Source organism: Streptomyces sp. NPDC058872 (assembly GCF_042743065.1).
In the GTDB taxonomy this organism is placed as follows: Bacteria; Actinomycetota; Actinomycetes; order Streptomycetales; family Streptomycetaceae; genus Streptomyces.
The window spans coordinates 18,823-35,291 of the sequence record NZ_JBHYMK010000062.1 but is presented as its reverse complement, the minus strand read 5'-3'; the positions used below and the strand labels follow the sequence as shown (position 1 = coordinate 35,291).

The window sequence follows — 16,469 nt, the reverse complement described above, 5'->3', positions numbered from 1 at the left end:
CAGCCGGGCCGGTCCGCTTCGTGGCGCTCGGGGACTCCTTCAGCGAGGGGGTCGGGGACCGCGTGGACGGGGAGTGGCGGGGATGGGCCGCACTGCTCGCCGAGGGGCTCGCGAGCGGGGGAGAACCGACGGAATTCCTCAACCTCGCCGTCAGCGGGGCCCTCAGCAGTGACGTCGCCGACCACCAGGCCCCCCGCGCCCTGGCCTTCCGGCCACACCTCGCCTCCGTGGTCGTCGGGGTCAACGACACCCTGCGCCGCACCTTCGACATCGGTCTCCTCGCCCGCCGACTGGACCGGGTCTGCGCCGACCTCCACGCCCTCGGAGCCGTACTCCTGACGGCCTGCCTCCCCGATCCCGGCAGGATGCTCGGCCTGCCCCCGCCCCTGGCCCGCCCGCTCGCCCGCCGCCAGCGCTCCGTCAACGCGGTCGTGCACGCCCTCTCCGCCCGGTACGGCGCCCTCCACCTCCACCTCGCCGAACCCGCCTGGACCGAGGACCGCACGCTGTGGAGCGCCGACCGGCTGCACCCCGGCGAACGCGGCCACCGGGCCGTCGCCGCCGACTTCCACCGGCTGCTCGCCGCCCGCGACCTCGCCTCCGGCGCGCCGCCCGAGACGGAACCCGCCCAACCCCCGCCGACCCGCACGGAAGCCCTGCTCTGGCTCGCCACGGCAGGAACCGGCTGGGTCCTGCGCCGCAGTCGGGACCTGCTTCCCCAGCTGCTGCTGCTCGCCGGCGCCGAACTGCGCCACTGGGCGACCGGCACCGGCACGGCGCCCCTCGACGCCCGCGCGGACGATGCGCTCGCGGAGGCGCTCGCGGCCACAATGAGGAGATGAACGGGCGCTGGGAGTTCTGGGTCGACCGGGGCGGCACCTTCACCGACGTCGTCGGGCGACGGCCCGACGGCCGGCTCGTCAGTCGCAAGGTGCTCTCCCACGACCCCTCCCGCCGGCACGACGCCGCCGTGGCCGGCATCCGCCTCCTCCTCGGGCTGGGCCCCGACGAGCCCGTCCCCGCCGACCGGGTCGCCGTGGTCAGGATGGGCACCACGGTGGCCACGAACGCCCTGCTGGAGCGGCGCGGGGAGCCGACCGTGCTCCTGATCACCGAGGGGTTCCGCGATGCCCTGCGCATCGCCTACCAGAACCGGCCCCGGCTCTTCGACCGCCACATCGTGCTGCCGGAGGCGGTGTACGAGCGGGTGATCGAGGTGCCCGAGCGGATGGACGCCCACGGCCGCGTCCTCCGCCCGCTGGACGGGGCGGCCGTCGCCGGGGCACTCGCCTGCGCCCACCGGGACGGCCTTCGCTCCGCCGCCGTCGTCCTGCTGCACGGCTACCGGAACCCCGAGCACGAGACCGGGGTCGCGGCGGCGGCCCGCGCCGCCGGATTCACCCAGATCAGCTGCTCGCACGAGGTCAGCCCGCTCATCAAACTCGTCCCGCGCGGGGACACCACCGTCGTCGACGCCTACCTCTCACCGATCCTGCGCCGCTACGTCGACGAGGTCGCCCGCGAACTCGCCGGGATCCGCCTGATGTTCATGCAGTCCAACGGCGGACTGCGGGAGGCCGCCCACTTCCGCGGGAAGGACGCCGTCCTGTCGGGGCCGGCGGGCGGCGTCGTCGGCATGGCCCGCACCTCGGTCCGGGCCGGGCACGACCGGGTCATCGGATTCGACATGGGCGGCACCTCCACCGACGTGTCGCACTACGCGGGTGCCTTCGAGCGGGAACTCGGCACCCAGGTCGCCGGGGTCCGGATGCGGGCGCCCATGATGAGCATCCACACCGTCGCGGCGGGCGGCGGTTCGGTGCTCCACTACGACGGACGCCGCTACCGCGTCGGCCCCGATTCGGCCGGTGCCGTCCCGGGCCCCGCCTGCTACCGCCGCGGCGGACCGCTGACCGTGACCGACGCCAACGTCATGCTCGGACGCATCCAACCCGACCACTTCCCCGCCGTCTTCGGGGCCGGCGGGGACCAACCCCTCGACACCGAGGTCGTGCGGGAACGGTTCACGGCCCTCGCCGCGGAGGTCGGCGGCGGCCGCACCCCCGAGGAGGTGGCCGCCGGCTTCCTGGAGATCGCCGTCCTCAACATGGCCAACGCCGTCAAGAAGATCTCCGTCGAACGCGGCCACGACGTCACCCGGTACGCCCTCACCAGTTTCGGCGGCGCCGGGGGCCAGCACGCCTGCGCCGTTGCCGACGCCCTGGGCATCGACACCGTCCTCGTCCCCCCGCTGGCCGGGGTGCTCTCCGCCTACGGCATCGGACTCGCCGACGCCACCGCGATGCGCGAACGGTCCGTCGAGGCGGAACTCGACGCCGACGGGACCCCCGCACGGTTGACGGCCCTCTGCGCCGAACTCGCCGACCGCACCCGGGCGGAGCTGCGCGCCGACGGATTGCCGGACGAGGCGATCACCACCCGTGCGCGCGTGCTCCTGCGCTATGCCGGCACGGACTCCGGACTTCCGGTCGACCTGGCTCCTCCCGACGGACTGAGAGCCGCGTTCACGGCCGCCCACCGTGCGCGATACGGCTTCACCCTGGACCGGCCGCTCGTCGTCGAGACCGTCGTGGTCGAAGCCGTGGGCGCCGCCGGACCGCACGCCCCCCTCCACGTGGACACCGCGGAACGGGCCGGTCCCCTCACCCCCCTCGCCACCGTACGGATGCACAGCGCCGGCGCACCCCGCACCGCCCCGCTCCACCGGCGCACGGACGTGAGGCCGGGCGACGACATCGACGGGCCCGCGATCCTCGCCGAGGAAGACGCGACGACCGTCGTCGACACCGGCTGGCGGGCCACCGCGACCGACGGGGGACACCTCGTGCTGCACCGCGTCGTCCCCCGTCCCCCGCGTGCGGCCGCGGGCACGGACGTGGACCCCGTCCTCTTGGAGGTTTTCAACAACCTCTTCATGTCCATCGCCGAGCAGATGGGCGTCCGACTAGAGAACACCGCACAGTCCGTCAACATCAAGGAACGCCTCGACTTCTCCTGCGCCCTCTTCGACGCGGAGGGGAACCTGATCGCCAACGCGCCCCACATCCCGGTCCACCTCGGCTCCATGGGGGAGTCCATCAAGGAGGTGCTGCGCCGCCGCGGGGACGACCTCCGCCCCGGCGACGCGTACGCCGTCAACGACCCCTACCACGGCGGCACCCACCTCCCCGACGTCACCGTCGTGACCCCGGTCTTCAGCGACGCGGGGGACGAGCTGCGCTTCCTCGTCGCCTCCCGCGGCCACCACGCCGAGATCGGCGGCATCACCCCCGGCTCCATGCCCGCCTCCAGCCGGACCGTCGACGAGGAGGGCGTCCTCTTCGACGACTGGCTGCTCGTCCGCGGCGGACGGCTGCGCGAGGCCGAGACCCGCGCCCTGCTCACCGGTGCCCTCCACCCCTCCCGGGATCCCGACACCAACCTCGCCGACCTGCGCGCCCAGATCGCCGCCAACGAGAAGGGGATCGAGGAACTGCGCCGCGCCGTGCAGGAGTTCGGGCTCGACGTCGTGCAGGCCTACATGCGGCACGTCCGTGCCAACGCCGAGGAGTCCGTGCGCCGCATCGTCGGGCGCCTCGACGACGGCGCCCATCGCTACGAGACCGACGGCGGCGCGGTCATCCGGGTCGCCGTCCGCATCGACCGCGAACGACGTTCCGCCGTGCTCGACTTCACCGGCACCTCCCCCCAACTCCCGGGGAACGCCAACGCGCCCACCGCCGTCGTCACGGCGGCCGTGCTGTACGTCTTCCGCACCCTCGTCGACGAGGACATCCCCCTCAACAGCGGCTGTCTGGAACCCCTGGAGATCAGGGTCCCGTCCGGATCCATGCTCGCCCCCGTGTTTCCGGCGGCCACCGTGGCGGGGAACGTCGAGACCTCCCAGGCCGTGACCGGGGCGCTCTACGCGGCCCTCGGGGTCCAGGCCGAGGGGTCCGGCACCATGAACAACGTCACCTTCGGCAATGCCCGCGTCCAGTACTACGAGACCGTCGCGAGCGGCTCCGGCGCAGGGAAGGGCTTCGACGGTGCCGACGCCGTCCAGACCCACATGACCAACTCCCGCCTCACGGACCCCGAGGTCCTGGAAGTGCGCCACCCGGTCCGGGTCGACGCCTTCGCGGTGCGGGAGGGCAGCGGCGGGGCCGGCCGCTGGCACGGGGGCTGCGGGGTGGAGCGGCGGCTGCGCTTCCTGGAGCCGATGACGGTGACCCTCCTCACCGGCCACCGCAGGGTTCCGCCGTACGGGATGGCCGGCGGCCTGCCCGGCGCACTCGGCGAGAACCTGGTGGAACGCGCCGACGGCACCGTCGAGCGCCTCGGAGGCACCGCCACCACCGAGGTGGGACCCGGCGACGTCCTGGTGCTCCGCACCCCGGGCGGCGGCGGATACGGGCCGCCGTCCCCCTGAACCCTCAGCGCGCCGGAACGAACCGCACGGGCGTCCCCGGCGACGCCTGGGCCGCCGCACCCAGGTCGGCCTCCCGCACGACCGCGACCACCGGATAGCCCCCGGTCGTCGGATGGTCCGCGAGGAACACCACCGGGCGCCCGTCCGGCGGCACCTGCACCGCGCCCAGGACCATGCCCTCGCTGGCCAGCTCGCCCGACACGGCCCGCTCCAGGACCGGTCCGTCGAGCCGGAGGCCGATGCGGTTGCTCGCCGGGGACACCCGGTACGCACGCGTCGTGAAGGCGCGGAGCGCCGCACCGGTGAACCAGTCGTCCCGGGGGCCCGGCCGGACCCGCAGGACGAGTTCGTCCGGTGGACCCGGCCAGGGCGCGGCGTCGGCGTGCCCCCGCCCGGTCGTGCCCGGGCCCAGCGGCAGCACCGCCCCCTGTGCGAGGGGGGCCGGACCGAGCCCCGACAGCAGGTCGGTGGACCGGCTTCCGAGCACCGGTTCGACGGCGATCCCGCCACCGAGCCCCACGTACGACCGCACCCCGCGGACGGCCGCGCCGACCTCCAGGACGGATCCGGCGGCCATCCGGACCGCAACGCCCCAGGCGACCGGCCTCCCGTCCACCCGCACCGGGCAGGGAGCGCCGCCCACCGCGACGGTCACGTCGCACCCGGACCGCAGCGCACACCCGTCGACGGTGGTCTCCAGGGCCGCCGCGCCCTCCGCATTGCCGACGAGCCGGTTGACGAGCCGTAGGGCCGCCGGATCGAGGGCGCCGGAGCGGGGCACGCCGAGGTGTGCGTACCCCGTGCGCCCCGAGTCCTGGACGGTGGTCAGGGCCCCGGCCCGGACGACGGACACGACGCGGTCGCTCACCGCCCGCCCTCCGCCGTGAACCGCACCCGGGTGCCGGGGCCGAGCAGTGCGGCGGGCTCCCGACCGGCGTCCCACAGCACCGTGTCGGTGGTGCCGATCAGCTGCCACCCACCGGGGGAGGAGCGCGGGTAGACGCCCGTGTACGGTCCGGCCAGGGCGACCGAACCGGCCGGAACGGCCGTGCGGGGAGTGGTCCGCCGGGGCACCCCGTACCGCTGGTGGAGTCCCGTGAGATAGCCGAAGCCCGGTGCGAAGCCGCAGAAGGCGACCCGGAACTCGGTCGCCGTGTGGATCCGCACGGCCGCTTCCACCGACACCCCCCACAGCGCGGCCACCTCCGCCAGGTCGGGCCCGTCGTAGCGCACCGGCACCTCGACGGCCCCGCCCTCCAACGCCTCCCGTCGTGCCGGCTCCCAGCCGGTCAGCTCGCCGGCCAGCCGCTCCGGATCGTCCAGCCCGTCGAGCAGCACGGTCCGCGCCGCAGGCACGATCTCCCGTACGGCGGGGAGCACACCCGCCGCGCGGCGGCGCAGCAGTTCCGCGTGGAACGCCTCCGTCTCGGCCCCGTCGCCCAGTTCCACCAGGAGCGCCCGATCCCCCACGCGCAGCACGCGCGGAGGACGTGCGTCCCCGGATCCGGGGTCGGTCCCGACCGGGTCCGTCCCGGTGCGCGCGGTCATGCGAAGGCCTCCACGCGCAGGCCGGAGGCCTCCAGCCGGTCCCGTACCCTCCGCGCCAGGTCCACCGCGCCGGGGGTGTCCCCGTGCAGGCAGAGGGAGCGGGCCCGGACGGCGACGGTCCGTCCGCAGTGGGACGTCACCGCCCCGGTCCCGGCCAGGTCCACCGCCCGTTGCACGACCTCCTCCGGATCGGTGACGACGGCCCCCTCCTGGCCCCGCGGCACCAGGGAGCCGTCCGCCCGGTAGGCCCGGTCGCCGAATGCCTCCGCGACCACCGTCAGCCCCGCTTCCGCGGCGACCCCGTGCAGCCGGGATCCCGGCAGCCCGAGCACCGGCAGGGTCCGGTCGGCGAGCAGCACGCCCTCGACGACCGCCGCCGCCTGCTCGGCGTCCCGCACCACCCGGTTGTAGAGCGCCCCGTGCGGCTTCACGTACGAGACCCGAGAGCCGGCGGCACGGGCGAAGACCTCCAGCGCGCCGATCTGATAGGCCACCTCGGCGGCCAGCTCCGCCGGCGGGACGTCCATCGACCGCCGCCCGAACCCCGCGAGGTCCCGGTAGGACACCTGGGCCCCGATGCGCACGCCCCGTGCCGCGGCGAGTTCGCAGACCCGCCGCATGGTGACCGCGTCCCCGGCGTGGAAGCCGCAGGCCACGTTGGCGCTGGTGACGACCGACAGGAGCTCCTCGTCGTCGGTCAGCCGCCAACGGCCGAAACCCTCACCGAGATCTGCGTTGAGGTCGATCGTCGCCCGGGGCATGCGGTGCTTCCTCTCTCGCCGGGTGGTGCGGGACGCGTTCCCCACCGGGCGCCCCGGCAGCACTGCCGACGGACGTCCAGTCGGGTGGACGCACCGTGACGTCGGGCGGGTCGTGCGGCGGGGAACGCGTCCGGAGGGCCCGGATAGGGGGGCGTCAGAGGGGAACCGTCGCCCGAGGGCTCCGGGCCCGGAGGCACTCGAACGCTCCGCGGTCCGGTCACCGTAGAGGATTGTTCAACGATCCGACAAGAAGGGTGTTGTCCGTTGCCTCCTTCTAGGGTTGACTCGACCGCCGGACGACGGGAAGGGGCGGAGCGCGGTGGACCTGAGCGGCACCGGGGGACTGGTGGGCGACCGTGCACTGCTCGGACGCACGAGCACGGCGGAGCGGGTCGCGGACGTCCTGCGCACCCGGATCGCCGAGGGCTTCTTCACGCCGGGCGTCCGGCTCTCCGAGGAGAGCGTCGGCGGCGCCCTCGGCGTGTCCCGCAACACCCTCCGCGAAGCCTTCCGACTCCTCACCCACGAGCGCCTGCTCGTCCACGAACTCAACCGCGGGGTGTTCGTCCGCGTCCTCACCACCGCTGACGTGGACGACATCTACCGCACCCGGCGACTCGTCGAGTGCGCCGCCGTGCGGGGCCTGGCGCGGGCACCGTTCGCCGTCGACGCCCCCGCCGCCGCCGTCGCCGAGGGCGAGGCAGCGGCCCGCGCCGGCGACTGGACGGGCGTCTCCACGGCGAACATCCACTTCCACCGCGCCCTCGTCGCCCTCGCCGGCAGCACGCGCACCGACGAACTCATGCGCGGCGTCCTCGCCGAACTCCGCCTCGCCCTCCACGCCGTCGACGACCCGCGAGCCCTCCACGAGCCCTACCTCCGCAGGAACGGGGAGATCCTCGATGCGCTGCGCACGGGGGACCTGGCCTCGGCGGAGCAACTCCTGGCCGACTACCTCGACGACTCCCGCACCCGGCTCACCGCCGCCTACGCCCGATCGGTCGACGGGACGGCGGGGGCCACCGACTGACCCGGGGCCCGACACGCGCCCCGGTCACCGCTCTCATCTGCGTCGTTTCGACCGTTGTCATGGTGAGGACCTAATCTGTGCACCGTGACTTCGCCTGCCTCGACGGACCTTGCTCCGCCCCAGCTCAGTACGGGGCCGCGCCCCGCGCAGGGCCCGGCCGCCGACGAAGGGCTCGCGCGGCGGCTCCGCGCGCTCGCGTGCACCGCCCCGCTGCACGACCTCGACGCGCGCAAGGCGAACCTGGCCGGTGAGTACACGGTCTACGCGATGGCCGAAGTGGCCCTCGCGGCGATCGACCTCATCACGTTGAACATGGACTTCGACACCGGTGCCGACCACGAACAGATCGTCGCCCGGCTGCTGCCCCGCGTCGCCGCCCAGGCTCCCGACCGCCCCGCCGCCGAGCACGAGCGCGTGGCCCGCTGGGTCCTGGAGAACCTGATCAACGTCGGCAGCGTGGACCGCGGTTTCCGGGCCGTCTACGGGACCTTCGGCACCGACGGGGCCTACGTCCGCAGGGACTACGACTTCAAGCTCATCGAGGAGGTCCCCGGCTACGGCGGGGGCGTCTACCTGCGCACCACCGACGAAGCGGTCAACGTCCTCGTCGGCGCCCTCGACACCGACGTCACCAGCGCCCAGATCGCCGCCGAGGTGAAGCTGGAGGTGCTCATCAACCGCGGTCGGCTCGCCGATGCCCAGCTCGCCGCGGAGCAGGCGCGCTACCGGACCGTGCAGTACGCCGAGACCCTCCGCAAGACGCTGGAGGCCACCCGGCGCAACGTCCGCGCCGTCGACTGGCTCCAGACCGTCCCCGACATGATCGCGGAGGCGCTCGACCACGTGGCCGACCGCTACCGCCACGAGAACGCGATCCTCACCAACATCCGCAGGGCCCGCGACGAGGCCGAGGCCGCGTCCGACGCCAAGACGGCCGAGCACAAACGGCGCGCCGCCGAGCTCGTCGACATAGTCAAGGACTGCATCCGGCGCCACACCCAGCTCCAGTCCCGACTGCTGGAGGCCGGACCGCTCTTCCGCGCCGAGCAGGACCGGCAGGCCTTCGCCACCCCCACCGCGTACACCGGACTCGACCTGTACGGGCAGTTGGTCGCCCCCGTCCTCCCGCTCCCCGTCGAACGGGCCACCCGCGTCACCGATGCCTTCTTCGCTCGCGGCACCGGACTGCGCACCCCCACCTCCGTCCGCCTCGGCGACCTCGTGGACCTGCTCCTCACCCCGCCCGTCGAGCGGGAGCACCTCGGCGCCGAGATGCCCGAGCCCGACCTCATCGCCACCCCCGACGACTCGCGCTTCAGCGAGGAGCAACTGGCGAGCGCCATGCGCCTGCTCGACCTGGAGCACGACGCCCCCCGTCGACTCTCCGGACTGCTCGGCGAGGCGCGCCGCCTCGACCCCGACCTGCCGTACCTCGTCGCCCTCCTCGCCGTCCACGCGGCGAGCCCCCCGGTCGGCACCGCCTACCGCCAGGGCGAGGAGCGGCTCCTGTTCGCCGTGGACGACGGCACCCCCCTCGACGACCCCGAGTTCGGCGGCGCCGACCTCATCGTCGGCACGGCCCTGCTCGATGCGGCGGGCATGGCCGCCGACCGTACGGAGGCCACGTGAACCTCGTCCCCCCTGCCCCGCCGAGCCCCTCCGACCCCCCGTCCGCCACCGAACCGGTGGCCCCGCCCGTGCCGGACCGAATCGTTCCGGAGCCCCGGGAGGAAGCCGCACCGGAGCGGGTCGCCACATTCCGTGCCGGGCCCGGGCCCGGTGGCCTGCCGGCTTCCGGGGACGCGTTCGCCCCGGCACGGGAGGCGGCCCCCGAAACCGCCCTCCGGCCGGAAACCGAGGTCCTGCCGGAGCCGGAGCCGGAGCCTGTGTCGGACTCGGAGCCCGAGTCCGAGCCGGAGCCCGAGCCCGAGTCCGAGCCGGAGCCCGAGCCGGAGCCCGAGCCCGAGTCCGAGCCGGAGCCCGAGCCCGAGGCCCTGTCCGGGACCGGGGGCGAGTCCGCGAACGACGCGGAGCGCGAGTCGGCTGCCCGGCTGGTCCGGGCGGACCAGCCGCACGGTCCGCTGCTGCCCGCCGTGGCCGTGGAGTCGCCGGCCGGCAGCCGGAGCGAGGACCAGAGCCCGTCCCGGCAGGTTCCCGGGACCTCCGGCGCACCCGCTCCGGAGGCCGCCGGCCGGCCGCGGTTCGGGACCGTTTCGGTGCCGGAGCCGTCCCGCACCCCACCCGCACGCCGCCGGGACGTTCCGTCCGTGCGCGCCGTCCGCCTCACGGACGGGCCGCCCGCCGACCGGCCCGTCCCGACGGGCACCCCCGCCGCCGTCACCCCCGTACCCCTGCCCGTTCCCCGACCCGCCCCCCGCGCCGTACCGACCGAGAGCCGCACCGAGGAGCCCCAGCCGTGAGCGAAACCCACGCCGAGCACGCCGACGCGTGGAGCGAGCAGGAGCCCCAGCAGCCCCCGACCGCCCCCCATTCCTCAGCCGTCACCCCCGCGGACGCCGCCGACGCGGCCCGACTCGTCTCGTTCGGACTCCAGCCCAAGCTGCTCCCCGCCCGGGACGCCGAGTACACGGAACTCCTCCGCCGCTACCGCGAGGACCCGGCCTTCGCCCGCCTCGCCGATGCCGTCGCCACCGGCCTCGGACTCGTCGTCCTGGAGGTCTCCCCGCGCGCGGGGATGGCGGTCACCGCCGGCGAGGACTCCGTCTTCGCCGTCCGCATGGGCGATTACGCCCGTCGCGCCAACACGGACTCCGCCGACCGGTTCCTGCACGGCCTGGCCCACCTCGCGGTCGCCGCCATGGCCTTCCCCCGCCCCGAGGACCTCGCCGACGACGCGTACATCGGCCGGCTCACGGTCAACGGCGTCGACGCCTTCGTCCGCCAGGCGTGTCTGCGGCTGGAGCGGCGCGCCGAGGAACAGGGCGAGAACACCGACCCGGCCTCTGACGCCCCCGGCCTCGAAGCCGCCTGGCGGACCTACGCGCGCCGCAGCTCCACCGGCGCCACCAAGGACGCCCGCCGCCTCGCCGGGTCCACCACCGGCATCGTCGGCAAGGCCGCCGCCTTCCTCACCGACTCCGGCTTCCTCCAGCGCACCGGCGACGAGGGGGGCGGCTCCTACCGCACCACCGCCCGCTACCAGCTCCAGGTCCGCGACATGGCCGGATCCGCCGCCATGGCCGAGCTCCTCGAACTCGGCATCGTCCCCGTCAGCGACGGTTCCGCGACGCTCCTCCCGCCGCCCGAGGGCGACGACCTGGAGCTCGCCGCCGACGCGGGCCTGCCCTTCCACGGGTAACGGCCCCGCCGCCGCCCGCGCAACCGAACTCCCCGAGCACGAGAGCACGAGAGTCCCTCGCCATGTACGAGCTGTCCCGGGTCCGCCTCTACTCCATCGGCCCCGCCGGCGCGCGCTACGCCGACACCGTCCTGGACCTTCGCGGGGTGGGCGCACCGGTGCCCCACCCCGCCCCCACCCAGGCGGAGTTCTTCGAGGAGGAGCCGGTCGGCCCACCGCGCCGCCCGGCCCCCGCGGGCGTGCTCTTCCTGGAGAACGGCGGCGGCAAGTCCGTCCTCCTCAAGCTGATCTTCTCGGTCATGCTCCCCGGCCACCGCAACACCCTCGGCGGTGCCAGCTCCGGCGTGCTGCGCAAGTTCCTCCTCGCCGACGACTGCGGTCACGTGGCCCTGGAATGGCAACACACCCTCACCGGTGAGCTCGTCGTCGTCGGCAAGGCCAGCGAGTGGCGCGGCCGGCAGGTCTCGAACGACCCGAGGAAGTTCGCCGAGGCCTGGTACTCCTTCCGCCCGGGCCCCGGACTCAGTCTGGACAACCTGCCGGTCGCCGAGGCCACCTCCGTCCGCCCGCCCGTCGAGGGCGCTTCCGGCGCGACCGGCCGCCGGCGCACCATGAAGGGCTTCCGCGACGCGCTCACCGAGGCGGGAAAGGCGTACCCGCACCTGGAGGTGGTCTGGGAAGAGATCCACGACCGTTGGAACGAACACCTCGGCGAGCTCGGCCTCGACCCCGAACTCTTCCGCTACCAGCGCGAGATGAACGCCGACGAGGGAGAGGCGGCCGGCCTCTTCGCGGTCAAGAAGGACTCCGACTTCACCGACCTGCTGCTGCGGGCGGTCACCGACACCCGGGACACCGACGGCCTCGCCGACCTCGTCGGAGGATTCGGCAACAAGCTGGGCCGCCGCGCCGAACTGACCGCCGAGCGCGACTTCACCGCCGGTTCCGTCGACCTGCTCGGCCGGATCGTGGAAGCCGCAGGAACCCGTGCCCGTGCGCGCGAGGTCCATGCGGGCGCCGAGCGCCGCACCCGCACCCTCGCCCGCCGGCTCTCCGCCCGTGCCGCCGAGGAACGCGGCCGGGCCGCGGAACTCGCCCAGCAGGTCACCTCGGCCGGCCACGCCGTCGCCGAGGCCGAGACCGCCCGCAGCCGCAGCTCCCTCATCGCCGCCGAACTCGCCTACCGGCACGCCTCCCTGGCGCTGACCGCAGCGGAGAAGGGCGCCGCCGCCCAGCGCCGCGAGCTCACCGACGCCCGCACCCTGCACTCCGCGTGGCAGGCCGCCGAGGCGGTGCTCCGCCATCGCGCCGCGGGCGACCGCTCCGCGCGCGTGGCCGCCGCCATCCGCGAGGCCGAGCGCGACGCAGCTCCCGCCCTGGCCGCCCGCGCCGAGGCCGCCGCCGATCTCGTACGCGCCCTCGCCGCCGCTGCCGAGGAGGGCGAGCGCCACGCCGCGGAGGAAGAGGAACGCTCCACCGCCCTCCAGGACGCGAGCGAGACCGCGCACCGCGACGCCACCGTCGCCGCCACCGAAGCCCAGCGGGCCCGCAGCGAAGCCGGCCACCTGCGTCAGCGACTCGCCGAGGTCGAACAGGAGACCGCCGAGGCCGTGCGCGCCGGCTGGTTGGACGACACCGCGCCCGATGCCGACCCGGCCCGCGCCGCGCTCGCTGCGAGCGACGCCGAGAAGACCACCGTGGCCGCCTGGGACGTGGCGCGCGAGGCCGCCCGTGCGGCTGCCGACCGCGCGCGCGAGGCCGCCGCCGCGGAGTCCCGTGCCGAACTCGCCGCGGCCCGCGCGGCGGACGCCGCCGAGGCCGCCGGGAACGCCTACGACGCGGAGCGCCGTGCCGCCGAGGCCCTTGCCGTCGAGGAACGCCTCGCCGCACTCCTGAGCCTTCCCGCAGCGGGCTCCTCGCTCCCGGGCCAGCACGCTTCGATGGCCGCCGACGCCGGTGCGGAGGACGCGGCCGACCCCGAGGGCGCGCCCCAGGACCCGCTCACCGCCGCCGAGTTCGACCGCTGCGCCGACGAGTTGCGCGGCCTGCTCGACCAGGCCGTCGCCGCTGCCGAGCGACAGCTGTTCGAACTGCGCACCGCAGCCGCCGACGACTCCCGCATCCTCGGCGCCCTCGGCGACGGCGGCCTGTTGCCACCCGGCCCCGACGTCCTCGCCACCGTCGAGTACCTGGGCGAGCACGGCATCCCCGCGCTTCCCGGCTGGCGCTACCTCGCCCAGGCGGTGGCCCCCGCCGACCACGCCAGGGTCCTGGCCACCCGCCCCGAGCTGGTCGACGGCGTGGTGATCACCGACCCCGTCTCGTACGGACGGGCCCGGGAGGTCCTCGCCGCCGCTGCCCTGCTGCCCCGCTCCGCCGTGGCCGTCGGCACCGCCGCCGCCCTGCTCGCCCCCGCACCCGCACGGGAAGGAGCGACGGAAGACGGCGGGGTCTTCCTCGTCCCGCCGAACCCGGCCATGCACGACGAGCACGCGGCCGACGAGGAGCGACACGCACTGCGCGCCCGCGCCGCCGCCCGCGACGAGGAGATCCGTGTCCTTGCCGGTCGCCTCGCCGGGGACCGCGCCCTCGCCTCCCGGATCGCCGCCTGGCGCGCCGACTGCCCGCACGGGATGCTCGCCGAGCTCGCCTCCGCCACCTCGACCGCCCGCGAGGCCGCCGAGGCCGCGGTCGCCACGCTCGACGAGGCCCGTGCGGCCCGTACGGAGGCCGACGAGGCCGCCGCCGAAGCCGCCCACCTCAGGGACGAGCGCCAAGAGGCCGCACAGCGGGCCCGCCGGGTCGCCGACGCCCTCGCCGGCCTTGCGTTCCGGCTCCGCGAGCGTGCTGCCTGGCAGGCCAAGCTCCGCGAACTCGCCGATGACACGGCCGAGGCGGAGGCCCGTGCCCAGAGTTGCCTGGAGCGCGCCCGCGCCGCCGACGAGGACCGGCGCGCCGCCCAGCGCGCCGCCGACGACGCCCACCGCACCGCGCGCGCCCTGCGGGCCGAGCGGGCCGAGATCGCCGGTGCGCCCGACAACCTGCCGGAGGAGGAGCCGGACGCACCCCGCACGGCGCTCCCGACCCTTCGCGAGGCGTACCGGGCCGCCTCCCAGGTGTACGAGAAGGTCGGGGTCGGCGCCGACCTGCGGGCCGAGCAGGCCCGGGCCGAGGGCGACGAGTCCGCGGCCCTCGCCGAGCTCAACCGTCTGACCAACAAGGTCCGCACCCGGGCCGAGCAACTCCTGGAGTCCACCGACGGCGCCGACGGCCCGTCCCGGCAGGCGGCTGCCGCCCGCGCCGAGGCACTCGTCCAGATGCTGGAGACGCGTGCCTCCGAGGCCAGCGAGAAGCTCGGCCGACTGCGCGGCGAGGCCGAGCGCCTCGCCCCCGGCGACGGCGAGGCGCACACCGAGCTCCCCGAGGACCTCGTGCCCTCCGACGCGGAGCGGGCACAGACCCTGCTGCGTACCGCGACGGCCGAACTGGCCGCCCGCACCGACGCCCTGGACGCGGCCCGGGCCGCCCATGCCGGTCTCCTCCGGGACCACCGCGCCGCCGAGGACGCGGCCGGGGGCTTCGACGAGACGGCCGCCCTGCTGCGCGATCAGCTCCGCGACCACCCGGACGAGGACGGGGAGGCGATCGAGTCGTACCCGGGGAGCCTGGAGGAGGCCCGTACGACCGCAGCCGAGGCGCGGCGCGCACTGCGCGGCTGCACCGCCGAACTGTCCTCTGCCGAGGCCGCCGTCCGCGAGGCGAGCGACATCCTCGTCCGACACGCCAACTCCACCCGTTACGAGCAGGTCCGCACCCCGGCCCGCCAGCAGATCCGAGAGCTGCCGGCCTCCGCACTGCCCGAGCACGCCGCCAAGTGGGCCGAGGCCTTTGCGCCCCGACTGCGCGTGCTCACCGACGAGCTGGAGCAGTTGGAGCGGAACCGCGACTCGATCGTCGACCGACTGCGCGGGCTGGTCGAGTCCTCGCTCGCGACCCTCCGCTCGGCCCAGCGGCTCTCCCGCCTCCCCGAAGGCCTCGGCGAGTGGTCGGGGCAGGAGTTCCTGCGGATCCGCTTCGAAGAGCCCGACCAGGCCACGCTCTCGGAGCGGCTCGGCGAGGTCGTCGACGAGGCGACCCGCGCGGCCGTCAAGAAGAACTCGGACCTGCGGCGCGACGGGATGTCCCTGCTGCTCCGCGGTGTCCAGGCGGCGCTCGAACCCAAGGGCGTCTCGGTCGAGATCCTCAAGCCGGACGCGGTGCTGCGCGCCGAGCGGGTCCCCGTCGGACAGATGGGAGACGTCTTCTCCGGCGGCCAGCTGCTCACCGCGGCCATCGCCCTCTACTGCACGATGGCGGCACTCCGCTCCAACGACCGGGGGCGCGACAAGCACCGGCACGCGGGCACGCTCTTCCTCGACAACCCGATCGGCCGGGCCAACGCCACGTACCTGCTGGAGCTCCAGCGGGCCGTGTCGGACGCCTTGGGCGTCCAGCTCCTCTACACGACCGGCCTGTTCGACACGACGGCGCTCGCCGAGTTCCCGTTGGTGATCCGGCTGCGCAACGACGCCGACCTGAGGGCCGGGCTGAAGTACATCAGCGTGGAGGAGCACCTGAGGCCGGGCCTGCCCCAGCCGGGCGCGGAGGGCGAGACGATCCACGGAGAGATCACGGCGACGAGGATGTTCCGCCGGCACCGGGCGGACGAGCCGGTCCCGGCAGAGGCGCCGTAGTCCCGCGCCACGCGGCGTCGTGGTCCCGCGCCGCACTGCGCCGGGGGTCCGGCGAGCGGCCGGGCACAGGCGAGCGGCCCGGGTCCCCTTCGGGATCCGGGCCGCTCGTGGTTGGTTCAGACCGCTTCGGACAGCGGTGCCGCGTCTCCCCGGCTCCGGTCGTGCCGGTTCCGGAGCGACGGGCGGGCCGTACTGCTCGGCTCCGACACCACGCCGTTGCGCTGGCGCCACACCTGGCGCGTGATCCAGACGTCCACCACGCTCCAGGTGGCCACCACGGTGGAGACCACCGCGGTGATGGTCACCGGGAAGGCCAGCCACGCGCCCGCAACCGTGCAGAGGAAAGCCACCACGGCCTGGATGAGCGTCACCGAGGTGAGCATCACGGCCCGTACCGCTGCGTTGCGCACCGGATCCGGCATCCGCCGTCGCCCCCGCTCCTCCTCCACCCACAACTGACGCGCCGACCGCGCCTCGTGTTCCATTGTTCCGTCACTCCCCACCACTGACCGACTTCAGGAGTCACTGCCCGTCTTGAGCGTCTTTACGCGGGCAGACCCCTCCCCGTACCCATTGACGCATGCGGGGGCGAAAAGGTTTCATCCGGCCCCGGTCATGGGGCCCACCGCTTTGCGGAACGAATAGT

General features: G+C 74.9%; 11 protein-coding genes. 7 read left to right on the top strand and 4 right to left on the bottom strand.

The genetic code is table 11. The features are described 5' to 3' along the window. Window positions 1-20: 20 nt before the first annotated feature. Together ACFW22_RS29790 and ACFW22_RS29785 are read left to right on the top strand one after the other, a co-directional pair. On the top strand, window positions 21-842 hold the full coding sequence (locus ACFW22_RS29790; RefSeq protein WP_386410419.1) for an SGNH/GDSL hydrolase family protein: 822 nt from the start codon (window positions 21-23) through the stop codon (window positions 840-842). Then, entirely contained in the window at window positions 839-4,432 is a 3,594-nt protein-coding gene (locus tag ACFW22_RS29785; protein WP_386410416.1) for a hydantoinase B/oxoprolinase family protein, read from the top strand. The genes ACFW22_RS29790 and ACFW22_RS29785 overlap by 4 nt, the downstream gene beginning before the upstream one ends. A gap of 4 nt (window positions 4,433-4,436) precedes the next feature. Here ACFW22_RS29785 and ACFW22_RS29780 read toward each other — a convergent pair whose 3' ends face one another. Genes ACFW22_RS29780 through ACFW22_RS29770 form a run of 3 tightly spaced genes read right to left on the bottom strand, consistent with a single transcriptional unit; the run spans window position 4,437 to window position 6,741 of the window. Next, complete coding sequence (locus ACFW22_RS29780; RefSeq protein WP_386410413.1) at window positions 4,437-5,300, bottom strand: biotin-dependent carboxyltransferase family protein; 864 nt, start codon at window positions 5,298-5,300, stop codon at window positions 4,437-4,439. Further along, window positions 5,297-5,980 (bottom strand): allophanate hydrolase subunit 1, encoded by a 684-nt coding sequence (locus ACFW22_RS29775; RefSeq protein ID WP_386410410.1) that lies wholly within the window; start codon window positions 5,978-5,980, stop codon window positions 5,297-5,299. Before ACFW22_RS29775 ends, ACFW22_RS29780 begins: the two co-directional genes overlap by 4 nt. After that, the gene (locus ACFW22_RS29770) at window positions 5,977-6,741 is read right to left on the bottom strand and encodes a LamB/YcsF family protein (protein WP_386410407.1); all 765 of its coding nucleotides are present in this window, start codon (window positions 6,739-6,741) and stop codon (window positions 5,977-5,979) included. The genes ACFW22_RS29775 and ACFW22_RS29770 overlap by 4 nt, the downstream gene beginning before the upstream one ends. Before the next feature lie 319 nt (window positions 6,742-7,060). Here ACFW22_RS29770 and ACFW22_RS29765 point away from each other — a divergent pair, with 319 nt between their 5' ends. From ACFW22_RS29765 to ACFW22_RS29745, 5 genes are all read left to right on the top strand, one after another. Further along, on the top strand, window positions 7,061-7,771 hold the full coding sequence (locus ACFW22_RS29765; protein ID WP_386410404.1) for a GntR family transcriptional regulator: 711 nt from the start codon (window positions 7,061-7,063) through the stop codon (window positions 7,769-7,771). An 84-nt stretch (window positions 7,772-7,855) separates the two neighbouring features. Then, window positions 7,856-9,400, top strand: a complete 1,545-nt coding sequence (locus tag ACFW22_RS29760) for a hypothetical protein (RefSeq protein ID WP_384884008.1) — start codon at window positions 7,856-7,858, stop codon at window positions 9,398-9,400. A gap of 257 nt (window positions 9,401-9,657) precedes the next feature. Further along, the gene (locus ACFW22_RS29755) at window positions 9,658-10,191 is read left to right on the top strand and encodes a hypothetical protein (RefSeq protein WP_386410400.1); all 534 of its coding nucleotides are present in this window, start codon (window positions 9,658-9,660) and stop codon (window positions 10,189-10,191) included. Next, the gene (locus ACFW22_RS29750) at window positions 10,188-11,090 is read left to right on the top strand and encodes a hypothetical protein (RefSeq protein ID WP_386410397.1); all 903 of its coding nucleotides are present in this window, start codon (window positions 10,188-10,190) and stop codon (window positions 11,088-11,090) included. The genes ACFW22_RS29755 and ACFW22_RS29750 overlap by 4 nt, the downstream gene beginning before the upstream one ends. 62 nt (window positions 11,091-11,152) lie before the next feature. Continuing rightward, window positions 11,153-15,823, top strand: coding sequence for a hypothetical protein (locus tag ACFW22_RS29745; RefSeq protein WP_386410394.1), 4,671 nt, complete (start codon window positions 11,153-11,155; stop codon window positions 15,821-15,823). 116 nt (window positions 15,824-15,939) lie between these two features. On the opposite strand, the gene ACFW22_RS29740 is transcribed toward ACFW22_RS29745, so the two are convergent. Next, window positions 15,940-16,308: a hypothetical protein gene (locus ACFW22_RS29740; RefSeq protein WP_386410391.1), complete on the bottom strand. Its 369-nt coding sequence runs from the start codon at window positions 16,306-16,308 to the stop codon at window positions 15,940-15,942. Between the last annotated feature and the right edge of the window lie 161 nt (window positions 16,309-16,469).